The sequence below is a fragment of the Nocardioides proteolyticus genome (assembly GCF_051280635.3).
Lineage (GTDB): Bacteria > Actinomycetota > Actinomycetes > Propionibacteriales > Nocardioidaceae > Nocardioides.
This window is the reverse complement of sequence record NZ_JBNBPO030000001.1, coordinates 119,174-136,417: the sequence shown is the minus strand read 5'-3', so window position 1 is coordinate 136,417 and position 17,244 is coordinate 119,174. Positions and strand designations below refer to the sequence as shown.

Here is a 17,244-nt window from a genome sequence, read left to right as displayed (position 1 = left end):
GAGGAGGCACCATGCCGAACTACCTCTCGCCCGGGGTCTACGTCGAGGAGATGCCGGCGGGCACGCGGCCGATCGAGGGCGTGGGGACCTCCGTGGCCGCGTTCGTGGGTCTGGCCGCCAAGGGCCCGGTGAACGAGCCGACCCTGGTGTCCAACTGGACCCAGTTCTCCGACGCCTTCGGGGACTTCGTCGAGAACTCCTACCTCGCCCACTCCGTCTACGCCTGGTTCATGAACGGCGGAGGCAACTGCTTCGTCGTACGGATCGCGCCCAACAGCGGCAAGTCCAACGGCTCGGCACCGAAGGCCATCGCCGCGCCCAAGCGGGCCACGCTGGGCGGCTACGAGGTGGTGTCCATCGCCAAGGGCGCCCAGGCGGAGAAGAAGCTGGAGATCTCGGTCGAGCCGGCGAGCGGCGAGAACCCGCCCGACGGTGAGTTCAAGCTCGTCGTCAAGGTCGACGGGAAGCCGTCGGAGACCTTCGACCACGTGACCGCGAAGCCGGGCGACAACAACGTCGCGACCAAGGTCAAGCAGTCCTCCAAGCTGATCAACCTCGAGGAGACCAGCTCGGGGAGCGCGCTGACGCCGATCGCCCACGGCAACGTGGAGCTGGAGGCGGTGGAGCCGCCGGCCACCCCGCCGAGCACGGAGAACCTGGGTGCCGGTGACTACGTCGGCGACGTCGCACAGCGCACCGGGTTCGGCGGCCTGGAGGCCATCGACGAGATCACCATGGTCGCCGCACCGGACCTCGCCGCCGCCCTGGAGCAGGGCGCGATCGACCTCGACACGTTCAAGGCCGTGCAGCTCGGCATGATCTCCCACTGCGAGCTGATGGGCGACCGGGTCGCCATCCTGGACACGCCGCCGGGCCTCAACGCCCAGCAGGTGCTGAACTGGCGGGTGCAGGAGGCGGGCTACGACTCGAAGTTCGCCACCATGTACTGGCCGTGGGTGGAGGTGTTCGACCCCGCGGCGGGCGGGAACACCTTCGTGCCGCCGTCGGGCCACATGGCCGGCATCTGGGCCCGGAGCGACGACACCCGCGGTGTGCACAAGGCGCCGGCCAACGAGGTGGTGCGCGGCGCGCTGCGCCTCGAGACGTCGATCACCAAGGCCGAGCACGACCTGCTCAACCCGGTGGGCATCAACTGCATCCGCACGTTCCCCGGCCGGGGGGTGCGGGTCTGGGGCGCCAGGACGCTCTCCAGCGAGGCGGAGTGGCGCTACCTCAACGTGCGCCGGCTCTTCAACTACCTCGAGGAGTCCATCCTGATGGGCACCCAGTGGGTGGTCTTCGAGCCGAACGACCCCGACCTGTGGGCCCGCATCCGCCGGACGATCAGTGCCTTCCTGATCAACGAGTGGCGCCGCGGGGCGCTCTTCGGCACCACGCCGGACGAGGCCTTCTTCGTGAAGTGCGACGAGGAGACCAACCCGTCCGAGGGCATCGACGCCGGCCAGGTCGTGTGCCAGATCGGCGTGGCGCCGGTGAAGCCGGCCGAGTTCGTGATCTTCCAGCTGTCCCAGTTCTCCGGCGGCACCAGCCTCGTAGCAGAGTAGGTAGGAACCAGATATGCCCCTCGCAGACGCACTCGACTCATCGCCCGCGTACTCCTTCAAGGTGACCATCGACGGGATCCAGGTCCCCAAGGTCAACCAGGTCAGCGGCCTCAAGCAGGAGGTCGACAAGATCGAGCTCAAGCAGCAGACCTCCGACGGCAAGTACGTCGTCCGGCAGCTGGTGGGCCGCCCGAAGCCGGGGGAGTTCACGGTCACCCGCGGCCTGACGGACTCCAAGACGGTCACCGACTGGCTGTCCACCGTCAGCAAGGGCGACGTCGCCGGGTCCCGCAAGACGGCCTCGGTCGTCCTGCTCGACTACGCCGGCGCCCCGATCAAGACCTACAACTTCACCAATTGCTGGGTCCGCAGCGTCGAGGTCAACGAGCTGAAGGCCGGTGCATCGGAGCAGGCCACGGAGAAGTTCACCGTCTGCTTCGACGAAGTGACGGTGTCCTGATGCAGCGGGGTCCCGCGCTCGCCGAGCCCTCGCTGGATGGCTCGGCGGCCGCGCGCCCCGCCCAGGAGGCGCCGCTGCGCACGGAGTTCGACTTCGAGCTGCCGCGGGGGTACGTCGACGGCAACGGCGTCACGCACCGCGCGGGCACGATGCGGCTGGCGACGGCGCGCGACGAGCTGCTCCCGCTCTACGACGAGCGGGTGCAGGAGAACGCCGCGTTCACCACCGTGGTGCTGCTGGGCCGGGTGATCACCCGCCTGGGCACGCTGCCGACGGTCGACGCGCAGGTCGTCGAGAACATGTTCGCCAGCGACGTGGCGTTCCTCCAGGACTTCTACCGCCGGATCAACGCCGAGGGGCACACCCGTGCGGCGGTGACCTGCCCGGACTGCTCGCACCGGTTCGCGATCGACCTCTCCGGTGGGCGCCTGGGGGAATCGTGACGTACGGGGCGGACCGCATCTACGCGGAGGTCTCGTACGTCGCGTACCACTTCCACTGGCAGCCCGACGCGATCCTCGACATGGAGCACCGCCAGCGGCTGCGCTACGTGCAGGAGATCGCCGCGATCAACAACCGGCTCAACGAGGAGCGCTGATCAGTGGCATGGTCGTGGCCGTGGCGTCGAGAGACACGGTCCGCGGAGGACGCTGAGGGAGGCACCGGCGCACGTGCGACCGCGGCGGACACCCCGCGCGAGTCGCCGGCCGCGCCCGCCCCGATGGGCTGGGCGTTCCTGCCGCCCATCCAGCGACAGCTGAGCGAGCCCATCCGCCCCGTCAGCCGATCGTTCCAGCCCGGGGCGTGGGTCTCGCCGTCGTTCACGGGCACGATGACCCACGCGGTCGCGGACGCGGCACCGTCCGGCCTGATCGACGGCGACGGCCGAGGACTCGGTGCGCCACGCCTGCTGGAGGGGCCGCCCGTCGACCTGCCCCTGCTGCCGCCACCCCGGCCGTCGGCCGCCCTGCCCGTCCAGCGGACCGCCGCCGCCGAGGACCCGCCCCAGTTCGAGCCGCCACCGTCCGAGCCGCCACCGTCCGAGCCGCCACCGTCCGAGCCGCCACCGTCTGGGCCGTCGGCGCCGCCTCCGGCGCCCACCGGAGAGGCCGTACGTCGCCCGCTGACCCGGGCAGCGAGCCAGTCCGCGCCGGTGGTGCAGCGCGCGGCCGTGCCGCTCCCGCCCCCAGCCTCCGGCACAGCTCCCGCCTCCGTCGCACAGGTGCGGGAGGCCGACCCGCCGGCCCTCGTCCTGGCGGCACCCACGCCCGGGCCGGCGGCGCCGACGCCCGACCCGGTAGCGGACGCGGTGCGGGACCCGGGTCCGGCACCGGCGCCGGCACCGTCGATGGCCGCACCGCCCGGTGACGAGCCGCCCGGGCCCGGCGAGCCGATCGCGGAGCAGGTGGCCGAGCAGGTGGGCGAGCAGGTGGCCGAGACCGGCCTGCTCCCGGCGTCCGACGCCCTCCCGGTGCTGCCCGCGGCGACGGACGGCACCACCGCCGCGGAGCCGGAGCCGGTGGGACCGCGGTTCGACCCCGGCAGCCCGCCCACCGCACCGCCCCTGCGCCTGCAGCGTGCGGTCGACCGCCAGGGCGCCGGGCCGTCGCGCCGAGCGGAGCGCCCACGGCCGGGTTTCGGCGCGCCCCTGCAGCGGGTTCCGGACAGCGCCGTCGCCGTGCCGCCGCCGGCCGCGCCGGTCCAGCGGTCGGTCCAGCGGTCGTCGGGCCCGCGTGACCTGCCCGCCCCCGGACGGACCACCGATGGGGACCTTCGGCCCGGGGCGGGCGGCTTCACCGAGGTCGACATCGCTCCGCCGGCTCCCGTCGCCGGCCCGGTGCTGCAGCGGCGTCCCCCGCCCGACACCGAGCAGTCGGTCGACCGGCCGGACCAGGCCCCGGGCACCTCCGTCGACGACGCTCCGGGCCCGGACCTCGCCGAACCGGTCCCGCTCCAGGGGCTCGACGACGTCCCCCGCCCGGCCGCGACGGTGCTCGACGTGCACCGCGACGCTCCGCTGCACGTCCGCGGACTGGCCACCTCGATCCAGCGCGCCACCGTCCTGCCCGGGCCCGGCGTGCCGCAGCCGGCACTCGCGGTGCGGCCGGCCGGTGCCCCGACGGCTCCCCCCGGTCGGGTGGTGCGCGTCCAGCGACTGCCTGCCTCCGGCGTCGAGGCGACCGCGGCGCCGGCCGGCTCGGGCCGAGCAGTGGCGCAAGCGCCCACCGGGCGCGACGTCTCCGGCCTCTCCGACTTCTCCGACTCCTCCGACCCCGCCGACCCCGCCGCCGGCCACGCCGCTCCCGGCCCGGGTCCCGCGGCCCGCTACGACGTGCCTGAGCCGCAGCCCCCGAGGACTCTCCTGCAGCGGCTCACCGGGCAGCGACCGTCCCCCGTCGGCGGCCCGGCCACCGCCCCGGTCGCCAGCAGCGGCCCGGTCGCGGTGCCGCACGCTCCGGCTGCGGTGACCGGCGGGAGACCGCACGTCGTGGCGGTCCAACGTGCGGCCGCTCCTGGCGCGACCGTGCCGTCGACGGCATCGCCCGGCGGGAGCGCACCCGACTCCTTCTCGACCACGACGCCGTCGGCCGTCCTCGTGCCGCCACCGGCTCCCGCCCCGGCGTACGGCGGTGACCTGGTCGTCCAGCGCCGCCGACGCCGGCGCCCGAGGTCCCGTCGGCCTGCGGGCGGTCCGGCGCCGGCGGCCGTTCCGGTGGGCCCGTTGGCTCTCGGGGGACCGGCCGTGGACGACGACCTCGAGCAGCTCGGGACCGGCGAGCAAGGTGGCTCCACCAGCCCCGACAGCTCCGAGGGCTCCGGCACCTCCGGCGCGGAGGGCGGGCCGGGTCCCGGTGCGCCCGCCTCCGGGGCCGATCCCGCCGGCACCGGGCTCGGCGGCATGGTTCCGGCCGCCGCCACTGCCGGCGGGGCCGCGCCCGCCGACGCGGACGCGGCCGGACCCGAACGGACCCCTGCCGAGACCGAGGAGCTCGCCCGGGACCTGTTCCCCGCGATCCTGCGGCTGATCCGCCGCGAGTTCGTGGTCGAGCGGGACCGCCGCGGCCTCCGGACGGACCGGTGGTGAGTCGGTGCTGAGTGCAGGTGAGGACCTTGTCCTGACCGGGCCGCGGCCCGGCATCGAGACGGGAAGGAGATGAGCGCACGATGAGCCAGCTCCAGGACGTCGACACCGCCCTCAGCGTCCGCTACCTCGTGAAGATCGACGGGCAGGACCTCGGCGCCTTCACCAGCTGCGAGGGGATCGGCGTGGAGGTGGTGATGGAGACCCGCGAGGAGGGCGGCAACAACGGCTACGTGTGGCAGCTGCCCACCAAGCTGAAGTACCCCAACATCAAGCTCACCCGACCGCTCGGCAAGCAGACCGAGAGCATCGCCCGTTGGGTGGCCACGATGGTCACCGGCTACCAGCGCCAGACCGCGACCATCCAGTGCATGACGGCCGACGGCACGGTCGTGGCGACCTGGTCGCTCAACGACGTGGTCCCGGTCCGGTGGACCGGTCCGCAGATGACCCCGGACCAGCCGAAGGTGCTCACCGAGACGCTCGAGATCGCCCACCACGGCTTCATGCCGAACGGCTGAGGAGGACACCGATGAGCAGCAGTCCCGTCGGCTTCGACGCCGCCGCCGCCGGTGCGGGGGCCGGGTCGAAGCTCGAGCACGCCTACCTCATGGTCCACGAGCCGTCGAAGGACGGGTCGCTGGCCGCGCCCGGACCGAAGCTCCCGCAGATCGACTTCCAGTTCAACCCCAAGGAGCTGTCGCTGGCGAAGGCGGCGAAGTGGAAGCGGGAGGAGGCCAAGGGAAACAAGTCGGCCTCCCCGCCGCAGTTCACCGGGGCCGAGCCGTCGAAGCTCACGCTGGAGATCTTCTTCGACGGGTCCGAGAAGCAGGACAGCTCGGTGGTGAAGGCGGTCGAGCGGCTCTTCGAGCTCACGGTCCCCACGGACCAGTCGCTGCAGAACAAGAAGGCGTCCCCGCCGTGGGTTGTATTCCGCTGGGGCGGGCTGACCAGCTTCCTCGCCTACGTCAGCCAGGTGCAGGCCAAGTACACGCTGTTCACCACGTCCGGCGTGCCGATCCGGGCGACGTGCCAGATCACCCTCGAGGAGCTGTCCGGGGAGGCTGCGGGACAGAACCCGACCTCGGGAGCCCTCGTGCCGCACCGAGTGCACCAGGTGGTCGAGGGCGACAGCCTGCCCGCCATCGCCTACGCGGAGTACGGACGGCCGTCGTTGTGGCGCACCATCGCCGAGCTCAACCGGATCGACGATCCGAGTCGCCTCCGGCCCGGCACCGAGCTCCTGCTGCCGGCGCTCGACCAGCTCGAGGGCGCGACGCCCCCGCGGAAGGTGATGGCCGATGCCCGTCACTGAGGTGGTCCGGAGCATGCTGGTCGTGGCGGTGGAGGGCCGCCCGCTGCCGGCCGTGGTGGCCGACAGCCTGACGAGCACACGAGTTGAGCAGAACACCGGTCTGCCCGACGTCTTCACCCTCCGCTTCACCGACCCCGAGGGGGCGATGCTCGAAGCGGGCAGCTTCGCTCTCGGGCGGAAGGTGAGGATCTCCGCGCAGACCGGCGCGCCCACGGGTCCGGTGCTGCTCCTGGAGGCGGAGGTCACCGCGATGGAGTTCGAGGTGAGTGCCGGCGCCGGATACACGATGGTCCGGGGTCTGGACCTGTCCCACCGGCTTCGACGCGGCACCAAGTGCCGGACGTTCGTCAACATGTCCGCCTCCGACGTGGTCCGCAAGGTGGCCGGCGAGGCCGGTCTGGCCTGCGGCCGGATCGACAGCACCACGCCCGTCTACCCCTACCTGGCCCAGGAGGCCGAGAGCGACTGGGATCTCCTCGCGCGCCTGGCCGTCGCCCACGAGCGCCTGCTCACCTTCCGCGACGGCAAGCTCGACTTCGCCAAGCACGCCGCCGCGGCCGCCGCCGGGGAGACCCCGGTCCTGACGGTCCACCGCAACGTGGTCGAGCTCCGGACGAGCGTCACGGCATCGGACCAGGTCAGCAACGTCGAGGTGCGGGGCTGGGATCCCGCCGAGAAGATGGCGGTGAACGGCAGGGCCACCGCGTCCACCGCGAGCGCCACGTTGGACAAGGGCAGCACCCAGGAGGCGACCCGCGCGTTCGGGAGCTCGACCGTCGTGGTCGCCGACCCGCGGATCACCGATGGGACGACGGCAGCGAACGTCGCCCGGTCCCGGAGCGACCACCGGGCGGGGGGGTACGCCGAGATCGACGGGGTCGCCCTCGGCGACCCCGACCTCCGTGCGGGGAAGCCGGTCAGCCTCGAGCAGGCGCCGGCGGGGTTCGCGGGCAAGTACGTCCTGACGTCGGTGCGCCACGAGTTCGACGCCCGGGGGGCCTACCTGACCCACTTCGCCGCCAGCCACGGATCCGACCGCTCGCTGTTCGGCTCCGTCCACGGCGCCACCCGCACCGACCCGGCGCCGTTCGCGGGCGTCGCACCGGCGATCGTGACCAACGTCAAGGACGACGAGGAGGGTGGACGGGTGAAGGTCAAGTTCCCCTGGTGGGACGAGTCGCTCGAGTCCTCCTGGTGTCGCACGGTCCACGCCGGCGCTGCGAAGGGCCGTGGCCTGGTGGTCCTGCCGGAGGTCGGCGACGAGGTCCTCGTCGCCTTCGTCGGCGGCGACTTCACCCAGCCGGTGGTGCTCGGCGGCATGTTCAACCGGAAGGACCGCCCGGACCCGGCCTGGAGCGAGCACACCAAGAGCGGAGCGGGCGCCGTGACCTGGCGCGGCTGGACCTCGCGCACCGGCATGAAGGTGGCGTTCGTCGAGCAGAACGGCAACGAGACCCTCGAGGTGAGCACCAACCGGGGTGCCCAGCGGGTCACCCTCCTGCAGACCGCCAAGGGGATCCAGATCGTCTCCGAGGGACCGGTCGAGGTCACCGCGAAGAAGAACGTCAAGGTGGAGGCGCAGCAGAACGTGGATGTGAAGAGCCTGACCGGCAGCATCAAGGTCGGGGGCACCAGCGTGGAGGTGTCGGCGCAGGCGGAACTGAAGCTCAAGGGCGCCACGGTCAGCGTGGACGCGACCGGGCCGCTGACCCTCAAGGGCGCAATCGTGAAGATCAACTGATGTCGACGCCAGCAGCCCGCGCCGGGGACCTGACCGGCCATCCCGGCACGATCCTGCCGCCGGGCGTGCCCACCGTGCTGATCGGTGGTCTCCCGGCGGCCACGGTCGGGTCGCAGCACGCCTGCAGCATGCCGCCGCCGGCCGGGCCGCACCCGCCCTCGCCGATCGTGAAGGGCTCGCTGACGGTGCTCATCGGCGGGAAGCCCGCCGCGCGGGTCGGCGACCTGGCCGGCTGCGGGGCGCCGATCCTTCCGCCCGGCTGTCCGACCGTGCTGATCGGCGGTTGACATGGGCTCGGAGTTCGTCGGCCGTGGCTGGTCCTTCCCGTTGCGCACCGATGCGACGGGACGGGTGGCGCTGGTCGGCGGTCGCGACGAGATCGAGGAGAGCATCCGGCTCATCCTGATGACGGCGCCCGGCGAACGGCCGATGCGTCCGGAGTTCGGCTGTGCGGTCCACGACTTCGTGTTCGCACCCGCCGACGCCGCGACGGCAGGCGACATCGCCTACGCCGTGCGCGTGGCCCTGAACCGGTGGGAGCCACGGATCGAGCTCGGCGACGTCGTCGTGAGGTTCGACGGCGTGGATCGCGGCGTCCTCTACATCGACATCGGCTACACCGTGCGAGGCGTGAACGACCCACGCAACCTGGTCTTCCCCTTCTACGTCATTCCGCCCCACGAGGAGGATGCATGAGCCTGCCGGTCCCCAATCTCGACGACCGCCGCTTCCAGGACCTGGTCGACGACGCGAAGCGGATGGTCCAGCAGCGATGCCCCGAGTGGACCGACCACAACGTCTCCGACCCCGGGGTCACCCTGATCGAGACCTTCGCGTTCATGACCGACGAGCTGCTCTACCGGCTCAACCGGGTCCCGGACCGGCTCTACATCACCTTCCTCGACCTGCTCGGGGTCACCCTGCACCCGCCCACGCCGGCGCGGGTGGAGGTGACGGCCTGGTTGGCCGCAGCGGCGCAGGAGGAGATGGTGCTGCCGGCCGCCGCCGAGGTCGCGACGGTGCGCACCGAGCACGACGAGGCGGTGGTGTTCAGCACCGTCGACGACCTGGTCATGCCGCCGCGGAACCTCGCCCACCTCGTCACGCACAACGTCGGCGGGGAGCCCGAGCGACGGGACGACGAGCTCAGCCTGGGCACGGAGTTCGCCAGCTTCAGCGAGCAACCGGCCTACGACGACCTGCTCTACGTCGGCCTGGACGACGCGGCGCCCTCCTGCGCGATCGGGCTGCGCTTCACCTGCCACCTGCAGGGTGTGGGTGTCGACCCCACCCGGCCGCCGCTGGTGTGGGAGGCCTGGGACGGGTCCGCCTGGGCGACCTGCGAGGTCGAGGAGGACACGACCGGCGGGCTGAACCGGCCCGGCGACGTCATCGTCCACGTCCCGCCCAGCCACAAGGTGTCCGTGGTCGCGCAGGTGAGGGCCGGCTGGCTGCGCTGCCGGGTCGTCCCGCCGGCCGAGGGCTTCCCGTTCTACAGCGCCTCTCCGACGGTCACCGAGGCGTCGGCGTACACCATCGGCGGCACGGTGCCGGCCGTCCACGCGGAGACGGTCACCGACGAGGTGCTGGGGCTGTCGGAGGGGGTGCCCGGCCAGGTCTTCCCCCTCGGGCGGGGGCCCGTCGTCGCCGACGGTCAGCCGTTCGCGGTCGAGGTCGCCTCCGGCGCCGGGTGGGACACCTGGGTGGAGGTCAGCTCGTTCGCCGACCACGGCCCGGACGACCCGGTCGTGCGGGTGGACCGGTCGACCGGGGAGGTCCTCTTCGGGCCGGCCGTCCGGGAGGCGGACGGGTCGCTGCGCCAGCACGGCGCCGTGCCGCCCAAGGGCGCGCCGATCCGCGTGCCGTCGTACCGCATCGGCGGCGGTCCGGCCGGGAACGTCGCGGCCGGGGCCATCCGGGTCGCGCGGACTGCGGTGCCGGGCATCGCCCGCGTCGAGAACCGCCGGGCCGCGGTCGGCGGCGTGGCCGCGGAGTCCGTCGACGAGGCCAAGCTGCGGGGACCCCTGGCGCTGCGGACCCGGGACCGCGCGGTGACGTGCGAGGACTACGAGCAGCTCGCGAAGGCGGCCGCCCCGCAGGTCGCGCGGGTCCGCGCGGTGCCTGCCAGCGGCGACGATGCCGGTGCCGTGAAGGTGCTGCTGGTGCCGTCGGCGTCCGCCGACGCCGAGGACCGGCTCCGCTTCGAGGACCTGGTGCCGACGGTGGAGACGCTGGAGGCGGTCACCGCCTACCTCGACGAGCGCCGGACGGTCGGCGCGCGGGTGGTCGTCGAGCCGCCCTTCTACCAGGGCGTGACCGTGGTCGCCACCCTCGTTGCGCGGGCGCGGACCTCCTCCGTCGAGCTCGAGAAGGCGGCGCTGCGCGCCCTGAACCGCTACTTCGACCCGCTCCGGGGCGGGCTGGACGGCCGTGGCTGGCCGTTCGGCCGGCCCGTCCAGGCGGGCGAGGTGTACGCCGTGCTCCAGCGGCTCGCCGGCACCGAGCTGGTCGAGGAGGTGCTGTTGTTCGCGGCCGACCCGATCACCGGCAAGCGGGGCGAGCCGGTGCAGCGCATCGATCTCGACCGGTTCGCGCTCGCCTTCTCCTACGACCACCGGGTCCGGGTGGTCCGCGGTGGCTGAGAGCGCGAGCCGACGGCGGCTGGTCCCCGGCCTGCTCAGCCCCACCCCCCTTGCGCAGCGGCTGCCGGGGGTGCTGCAGGACGACGACCTGATGGTCCGGTTCGTGTCGGCCTTCGACGACGCCTACGCGCCGATCCTCGGCACCCTGGACTCGCTCAGCGCCTACTTCGACCCCGCCCTGGCCCCCGACGACTTCCTCGCCTGGCTGGCCACCTGGGTCGGCGTCGAGCTGGACGACGCGTGGGACCTGCCGACCCGACGACGGGTGATCGCCGACGCGGCCCGGCTGCACCGGCAGCGCGGAACGACCGAGGGCATCCGGGCGGCGCTCGAGCAGGGTCTCGGCGCGGAGGTGACCGTGGCCGACTCCGGCTCCTGCACCTGGTCGCAGAGGCCGGGAGGAAGCGCCGAGGGCAGCGGCCCCCCGTCGGTCACGGTGACGATCTCCGTCGCGGACCCCAAGGCCGTCGACACCCGACGGATCGAGGGTCTCCTCGAGGACGTTTGTCCCGCCCACGTCGTCCGGCACTACAGCGTGATGCGCGCATCAGGAGGTGGTGAGGAGTGAGCAGGTCGTGTCCGTCGTGCGCCGTGCCGCTCGACGAGGGGGAGCGCTTCTGCGGGGAGTGCGGTGCCTACGTGGACTGGTCCGAGACCGCGGCCGCGCCGGACGCCGACCAGCGGCCGGAGCCCGCCGTCGAGCCCGCGGTCGAGCCCGAGGCCGAGCCCGAAGCCGAGCGCAAGGTGGTCACCGCTCCGGACGCTCCCCGTCCACGGTCCGGACCGCCGTCCCGCCCGGTGGCACCGACCGAGCCGCCGCGGGTGTCGACCGCCGAGCGGCCCGCGGACGCACCGCCACCCCCGGACGGTGCCGCGGCCTGGCAGCCCCCACCGCCGCCGGACGTCGCCAAGGCGATGGTGGTGCCGGTCTCCGACGAGCCGGCGGCGCGCAAGCCCGGTGCACCGCAGCAGCCGGGACCGCAGAAGCCGGGCGCACCCGCGCCGAAGGCGCGGCGCCCCCGCCCGCCCGCGGACGACCCGATCCGGCACGGCGACCTGGTCTGCGGGCAGTGCGGCATCGGCAACAAGCCGTCGCGCAAGTTCTGCCGCCGCTGCGGCACGACCCTGGCCGAGGCCGAGGTCGCCCGGGTCGGCTGGTGGCGCCGGTGGCGCAACAAGCGCAGGGTCAAGGAGGCGGGCAGCCGGCCGCGCGGTGCGCACCCTCGCCGGTTCCGGCCCCGGGTGCCGGCCGCCCTGCTCGTGCTTCTCGCGGTGCTGGGCATCGCGGGGGTCGGCGGCTTCGCGTTCCGGGAGCCGTTGCTCGGCGCTGTCGAGACGGTGCGGGACCGGATCGCCGGCACCGAGGAGGTCAACCCGAGCGCGATCCGGGCGAGCAGCAGCCAGCGCGGCCACGGTGCCCGTGAGGCACGGGACGGCGTCTCCAACCACTACTGGGCGCCGGCCGCGGCCGGGCCCGGCCGCGGTGAGACCCTCACGGTCGAGTTCGAGGAGCCGATCCGCCTGGTCGAGGTGTTGATCACGCCGGGTATCTCGGCCGAGGACGAGGAGCTGTTCCTCACCCAGGGCCGTCCTGCCGAGCTCAACGCCGTCGTACGTCGCAGCGACGGCTCCGTGGAGGTCAAGGACCTGGAGTTCGAGGACAAGGTCGGGCCCGCCCGCTTCGGCATCGGGGTCAGCGACGTCACCGAGGTGACCTTCGAGATCCGCCGCGCCTACCGGGGCACGGCCGACAACAGCCGCACGGCCATCGCGGAGGTGGAGTTCCAGGCCCGGAAGTGACCGGCATGCGGGGATGGCGCACGGGTACCGCCCACTCGTCCAGCCAGTCCCCGAGCGAAGGCGGTTTCCCGGCATGAAGGCAGTCACGTGGCAAGGAGTCCACGACATGCAGGTCAGCGAGGTGCCGGATCCACGGATCGAGGACCCGACCGACGCGATCATCAAGGTCACCTCGACCGGGCTGTGCGGTTCGGACCTGCACCTCTACGAGACGCTCGCGCCGTTCATGGAGGCCGGCGACATCGTGGGCCACGAGCCGATGGGCATCGTGGAGGAGGTCGGCGCGGAGGTCACCAACCTCAAGCCCGGTGACCGGGTGGTGGTGCCCTTCAACGTCTCCTGCGGCTCCTGCTGGATGTGCGACCGCCGGCTCTACAGCCAGTGCGAGACCACGCAGAACCACGAGCACGGCACGGGCGCGAGCTTCTTCGGCTACAGCAAGCTCTACGGCCAGGTCCCCGGCGGCCAGGCGGAGTACCTGCGGGTGCCGTTCGCCGACTTCTCGCCGGTCAAGGTGCCCCACGAGCATCCCGACGACCGGTTCCTGTTCCTCTCCGACGTGCTGCCGACGGCCTGGCAGGCCCTGCAGTACGCCGACGTGCCCGACGGAGGCACGCTGCTGGTGCTCGGCGCCGGCCCGATCGGCGACATGGCCGCCCGGATGGGCGTCCGGGCCGGCCACCGGGTGATCTCCGTGGACCGGATCCCCGAGCGGCTGGCCCGCGTGGAGGCGTTCGGGGCCGAGCCCCTGGACCTGGAGGAGGCCGAGAAGGTCGGCGGCATCGGCGACGTCGTGCGCGAGGCGACCGGTGGCCGCGGCCCCGACTCGGTCATCGACGCGGTGGGCATGGAGGCGCACGGCTCGCCCGCCGCGGGTCTGGTGCAGAAGTTCGCCGGGATGCTGCCCGACGCGGTCGCGGAGCCGGTCATGAAGAAGGCCGGCCTCGACCGGCTCGCGGCGCTCTACACCGCCATCGACGCCGTCCGTCGCGGAGGCACGATCTCCATCTCCGGTGTGTACGGCGGCTCCGCCGACCCGATGCCGATGATGCAGCTGTTCGACAAGCAGGTGCAGGTCCGGATGGGCCAGGCCAACGTCCGGGCGTGGACCGACGAGCTGCTCGGGATGCTCATCGAGGACGACCCGTTCGGCGTCGACGCGTTCGCCACCCACCACCTCCCCCTGGACCAGGCGCCCAGCGCCTACGAGCACTTCCAGAAGAAGGAGGAGGGCATGGTGAAGGTGGTCTTCCAGCCCTGACTCCCAGCGGTGGCGGGCGGCGCCGACCGTCTCCGCCGGCGCGGCCCGGGTACTTCGCAGGGCATGGTCACTCTCGGATACTTCCTGTCGTGCGAGGAGCACACCCCCGACGCCCTGGTCGAGCAGGCCCGGCTGGCGGAGGACGCCGGCTTCGACGCCCTCTGGATCAGCGACCACTTCCATCCCTGGAACGACGAGCAGGGGCAGAGCCCCTTCGTGTGGTCGGTGATCGGCGCGATCGCTCAGGCCACCTCGCTGCCGGTGACGACGGCGGTGACCTGCCCCATCATGCGGATGGGGCCGGTGATCACGGCGCAGGCCGCCGCCACGTCCGCGGTGCTGCTCGACGGCCGGTTCCGGCTCGGCGTGGGCACCGGTGAGGCGCTCAACGAGCACGTGCTCGGCGACCACTGGCCGCCCGCCCCGCGCCGCCTGGAGATGCTCGAGGAGTCCGTCGGCCTGATGCGCGAGCTGTGGCAGGGCGGCGTCGTCGACCACCACGGTCGCTGGTTCACCGCCGAGAACGCCCGGCTCTACACGCTGCCGGAGCAGCCGCCGGAGGTGTGGGTCTCCGCGTTCGGCCCGAAGGCCGCCGAGGTCGCGGCCCGCATCGGTGACGGCCTGGTGACCACCTCCGTCGACGAGGAGGTGCTCGACACCTTCCGCTCCGCGGGTGGCAAGCGGACCAGCGTCGGGTTCAAGGTGTGCTGGGCGGACACGGAGGACGAGGGCGTCGCCACGGCCCACCGGCTGTGGGCCAACGCGGGACTTCCCGGGGAGCTCGCCCAGGTGCTGCCGACGCCGCAGCACTTCGAGCAGGCCAGCCAGCTGGTGACCCGCGACTCCACGCGCGAGGCGCTCACCTGCGGCCCGGACACCGGCCGCCACACCGCGACGTACGACCAGTACCTCGCGGCCGGCTTCGACGAGATCTACGTCGGCAACATCGGCCCCGACTACCGCCCCATGCTCGAGGCGTACGGCGAGCACGTGCTCCCCGCCCTGCGCGGGTCCGGGTGAGCCGCGCGCCGCTGGTCTAGGGATCGTCGTGGCCGGCGGCGCACTCCGCCGCCCGCCGCTGCATCGTCCTCCGCTCGGCCGCGTTCTGGGTGAGCGACGCTGCTCGAAGGAAGTGCTCCCGGGCCTGCTCGTGCTGGCCCGCCAGGCAGCGCAGGTCGCCGGTCACCGCGTGCAGCAGGTGGTGGTCGCGCATGCCGGGGACCTCGAACAGCGGCAGCACGAGCTCCAGGCCGGCGTCGGGCCCGAACGCGCGGGACGCGGCGACACCGCGGTTCAGGTCGACGACCGGGGACGGGCTGACGCCGGCCAGGGCGTCGTACAACGCGGTGATCTGTTCCCAGTCGGTGTCCTCGGGCACGGCGGCCCGGGCGTGACAGGCGGCGATGGCGGCCTGGAGGGCGTAGGGGCCGGTGGTGCCCCCGAGCTCCTCGATCCGCGCCAGGTTGGCGAGGCCGCGGCCGATGAGCAGCCGGTCCCAGCGGCCGCGGTCCTGGTCGAGCAGGAGCACCGGCTCGCCGTCGGGTCCGGTGCGCGCCGGCAGTCGCGATGCGGTGAGCTCCATCAGGGAGAGCAGGCCGAGCGTCTCGGTGTCCGTCGGCGTGAGTGCCGCCAGCATCCGTCCGAGCCGCAGCGCCTCGAAGCACAGGTCGCCACGCAGCCACTGGTCGCCGCGGGTGGCGGTGTGGCCCTCGTTGAACAGCAGGTAGACGACCTCGCGCACGGCGTCCAGGCGGGCTGCCCGGTCCGCGCCCTCGGGCAGCTCGAAACGGACCTTCGCGGCCGCCAGGCTGCGCTTGGCCCGCACGATGCGCTGGGCGACTGTCGGCACCGGTGCCAGGAACGCGCGGGCGACGTCCTCGGAGCCGAGGCCGCACACCAGCTTGAGCGTCATCGCGGAGCGGGCGTCGGGGGAGAGCACCGGGTGGCAGGCCATGAAGACCAGCCCGAGCAGGTCGTCGGCGAGGTCGCCGTCGACGACGCGGTCCCAGTCGGGCTCGTGCGCGTCCGTGCCGGACGCCGCGACGAGGTGGTACTTGCTGCGCTGGGTGTCGCGCCGCCGGATCCGGTCGATCGCCAGGAACCGTGCGGTGGTGTGCAGCCAGCCGGCGGGATTGGCCGGGACGCCGCCGGCCCGCCACTTCTCGATGGCGGCGAGGAACGCGTCCTGGGCGACCTCCTCGGCGGTGTCCAGGTCGCCGACCTGGCGGACCAGCCGCGCGATCACCCTCGGCGACTCCACCCGCCACAGCGCCGCGAGCCGGCGGTCGACCTCGTCCTGGCCCGGGCGCTCGGCGCGGGGGAACGGCTCGGTGTCGTCGGTCATGGCGCTGTGGCGGGGTGGGTGCTACTCCTGGCCGCCGGCCAGGTCGCTGAACTCGGTCACCTTGCGCACGTCCACGCGGGGGCTCCCGACCAGCAGGGCGAACCGGCGGGCGTGCTCGACCGCCTCCTCGAGCGAGTCGACCTCGAGGATGGCGAACCCGGCGATCAGCTCCTTGGCCTCGGCGAACGGGCCGTCGATCACCCGGACGTCGCCGTGGTCGACCTCGATCCGGGCGCCGTGCCGGCTCGACCGGACGCCCTCGCCGCTGAGCAGCACGCCGGACATCGCCGCCTCCTGCATGTACTCGCCGATGGCGGCCTGCTCCTCGGGTGAGGGCAGCACGTCGTTCTCCATGTCCTCGGTCTGGTAGTGCATCACCATGTAGCGCACGTCGGGCTCCTTCGGGGCGGTCGGCTGGGGGGCGGGTCAGCGGTCGGCGCCGGCGTAGACGAGGTGCAGGACGCCGGAGTCGAAGGTAGTGGAGGCGACGAGCCTGAGCGGCACGGTGGCGCCGTCCTCGAACAGCCTGCGGCCCCTGCCCACGACGAGCGGGTGGACCAGCAGGTGCAGCTCGTCCACCAGCCCCTGCTCGAGCAGCCACCGGACGAGGGTGGCGCTGCCCGTCGTGCCGATCCGGGTGTCCCGCTTGAGCTCCGCGACCTGCGCCGCGACGTCGTGCCCGGAGATCAGCGTCGTGTTCTCCCACGCCGCCGCCTCGAGGGTCGAGGACACGACGTACTTGCGCGCGCCGTTCATCACGCCCGTCATCGGGTCCGCGGGGTCCGCGGCGGGCCAGTACGCGGCGAACTCGTCGTAGGTGCGCCGTCCCAGCAGGGTCGCCTCGCTCTCGCCCATCAGCTCGCCGACGACGGCGCCCATCTGGTCGTCGACGTAGGGGAAGTGCCAGGTCTCGGGCGCCTCGATGACGCCGTCGAGGGAGAGAAACAGGCTGGACTTGAGGTGTCCCATGAGTGTGCTCCTTGGTCGTCCGGGCGGGTGCCCGAGGGGGTGCTTTCACCCCTGTGCCGAACGGC

The 17,244-nt window shown here is 73.0% G+C and carries 18 protein-coding genes; 15 read left to right on the top strand and 3 right to left on the bottom strand.

The genetic code is table 11. The annotated features are described in order from the left end of the window. Nucleotides 1-11: 11 nt before the first annotated feature. The 15 genes from ACPOLA_RS00700 to ACPOLA_RS00630 all read left to right on the top strand — a co-directional run bounded on the left by ACPOLA_RS00700 (nt 12) and on the right by ACPOLA_RS00630 (nt 14,886). Nucleotides 12-1,565 carry a phage tail sheath family protein gene (locus ACPOLA_RS00700; RefSeq protein ID WP_435768425.1) on the top strand — a complete coding sequence of 518 codons (1,554 nt, stop codon included), beginning with the start codon at nt 12-14 and terminating at the stop codon, nt 1,563-1,565. Between the two features lie 13 nt (nt 1,566-1,578). Next, nucleotides 1,579-2,025, top strand: a complete 447-nt coding sequence (locus tag ACPOLA_RS00695; protein WP_435768424.1) for a phage tail protein — start codon at nt 1,579-1,581, stop codon at nt 2,023-2,025. After that, nucleotides 2,025-2,468 (top strand): hypothetical protein, encoded by a 444-nt coding sequence (locus tag ACPOLA_RS00690; protein WP_435768423.1) that lies wholly within the window; start codon nt 2,025-2,027, stop codon nt 2,466-2,468. The genes ACPOLA_RS00695 and ACPOLA_RS00690 overlap by 1 nt, the downstream gene beginning before the upstream one ends. Then, nucleotides 2,465-2,623, top strand: coding sequence for a DUF6760 family protein (locus ACPOLA_RS00685; protein ID WP_435768422.1), 159 nt, complete (start codon nt 2,465-2,467; stop codon nt 2,621-2,623). The genes ACPOLA_RS00690 and ACPOLA_RS00685 overlap by 4 nt, the downstream gene beginning before the upstream one ends. 234 nt (nt 2,624-2,857) lie before the next feature. Continuing rightward, a complete protein-coding gene (locus ACPOLA_RS00680; RefSeq protein WP_435768421.1) occupies nt 2,858-5,110 on the top strand; it encodes a hypothetical protein in 2,253 nt (750 codons plus the stop codon). Nucleotides 5,111-5,190: 80 nt separating this feature from the next. After that, nucleotides 5,191-5,628: a phage tail protein gene (locus tag ACPOLA_RS00675; protein ID WP_435768420.1), complete on the top strand. Its 438-nt coding sequence runs from the start codon at nt 5,191-5,193 to the stop codon at nt 5,626-5,628. An 11-nt stretch (nt 5,629-5,639) separates the two neighbouring features. Then, entirely contained in the window at nt 5,640-6,422 is a 783-nt protein-coding gene (locus ACPOLA_RS00670; RefSeq protein WP_435768419.1) for a CIS tube protein, read from the top strand. Beyond that, complete coding sequence (locus tag ACPOLA_RS00665) at nt 6,409-8,163, top strand: VgrG-related protein (RefSeq protein ID WP_435768418.1); 1,755 nt, start codon at nt 6,409-6,411, stop codon at nt 8,161-8,163. Before ACPOLA_RS00670 ends, ACPOLA_RS00665 begins: the two co-directional genes overlap by 14 nt. Further along, nucleotides 8,163-8,450: a PAAR domain-containing protein gene (locus ACPOLA_RS00660; RefSeq protein WP_435768417.1), complete on the top strand. Its 288-nt coding sequence runs from the start codon at nt 8,163-8,165 to the stop codon at nt 8,448-8,450. The genes ACPOLA_RS00665 and ACPOLA_RS00660 overlap by 1 nt, the downstream gene beginning before the upstream one ends. 1 nt (nt 8,451) lies before the next feature. Next, nucleotides 8,452-8,859, top strand: coding sequence for a GPW/gp25 family protein (locus ACPOLA_RS00655; protein WP_435768416.1), 408 nt, complete (start codon nt 8,452-8,454; stop codon nt 8,857-8,859). Continuing rightward, the gene (locus ACPOLA_RS00650; protein WP_435768415.1) at nt 8,856-10,805 is read left to right on the top strand and encodes a putative baseplate assembly protein; all 1,950 of its coding nucleotides are present in this window, start codon (nt 8,856-8,858) and stop codon (nt 10,803-10,805) included. Before ACPOLA_RS00655 ends, ACPOLA_RS00650 begins: the two co-directional genes overlap by 4 nt. Then, nucleotides 10,798-11,373, top strand: a complete 576-nt coding sequence (locus ACPOLA_RS00645; RefSeq protein ID WP_435768414.1) for a phage tail protein I — start codon at nt 10,798-10,800, stop codon at nt 11,371-11,373. The genes ACPOLA_RS00650 and ACPOLA_RS00645 overlap by 8 nt, the downstream gene beginning before the upstream one ends. Next, complete coding sequence (locus ACPOLA_RS00640; protein ID WP_435768413.1) at nt 11,370-12,605, top strand: NADase-type glycan-binding domain-containing protein; 1,236 nt, start codon at nt 11,370-11,372, stop codon at nt 12,603-12,605. Before ACPOLA_RS00645 ends, ACPOLA_RS00640 begins: the two co-directional genes overlap by 4 nt. A gap of 73 nt (nt 12,606-12,678) precedes the next feature. After that, nucleotides 12,679-13,866 (top strand): zinc-dependent alcohol dehydrogenase, encoded by a 1,188-nt coding sequence (locus tag ACPOLA_RS00635; protein ID WP_435768412.1) that lies wholly within the window; start codon nt 12,679-12,681, stop codon nt 13,864-13,866. 63 nt (nt 13,867-13,929) lie between these two features. Continuing rightward, the gene (locus ACPOLA_RS00630; protein WP_435768411.1) at nt 13,930-14,886 is read left to right on the top strand and encodes a TIGR03557 family F420-dependent LLM class oxidoreductase; all 957 of its coding nucleotides are present in this window, start codon (nt 13,930-13,932) and stop codon (nt 14,884-14,886) included. 16 nt (nt 14,887-14,902) lie between these two features. Here ACPOLA_RS00630 and ACPOLA_RS00625 read toward each other — a convergent pair whose 3' ends face one another. The 3 genes from ACPOLA_RS00625 to ACPOLA_RS00615 are packed head-to-tail and all read right to left on the bottom strand — an operon-like array spanning nt 14,903 to nt 17,179. Next, nucleotides 14,903-16,210, bottom strand: a complete 1,308-nt coding sequence (locus tag ACPOLA_RS00625) for an RNA polymerase sigma factor (RefSeq protein WP_435768410.1) — start codon at nt 16,208-16,210, stop codon at nt 14,903-14,905. Between the two features lie 21 nt (nt 16,211-16,231). Next, complete coding sequence (locus tag ACPOLA_RS00620; protein ID WP_435768511.1) at nt 16,232-16,591, bottom strand: YciI family protein; 360 nt, start codon at nt 16,589-16,591, stop codon at nt 16,232-16,234. Between the two features lie 45 nt (nt 16,592-16,636). Beyond that, complete coding sequence (locus tag ACPOLA_RS00615) at nt 16,637-17,179, bottom strand: dihydrofolate reductase family protein (RefSeq protein WP_435768409.1); 543 nt, start codon at nt 17,177-17,179, stop codon at nt 16,637-16,639. Nucleotides 17,180-17,244: the final 65 nt, after the last annotated feature.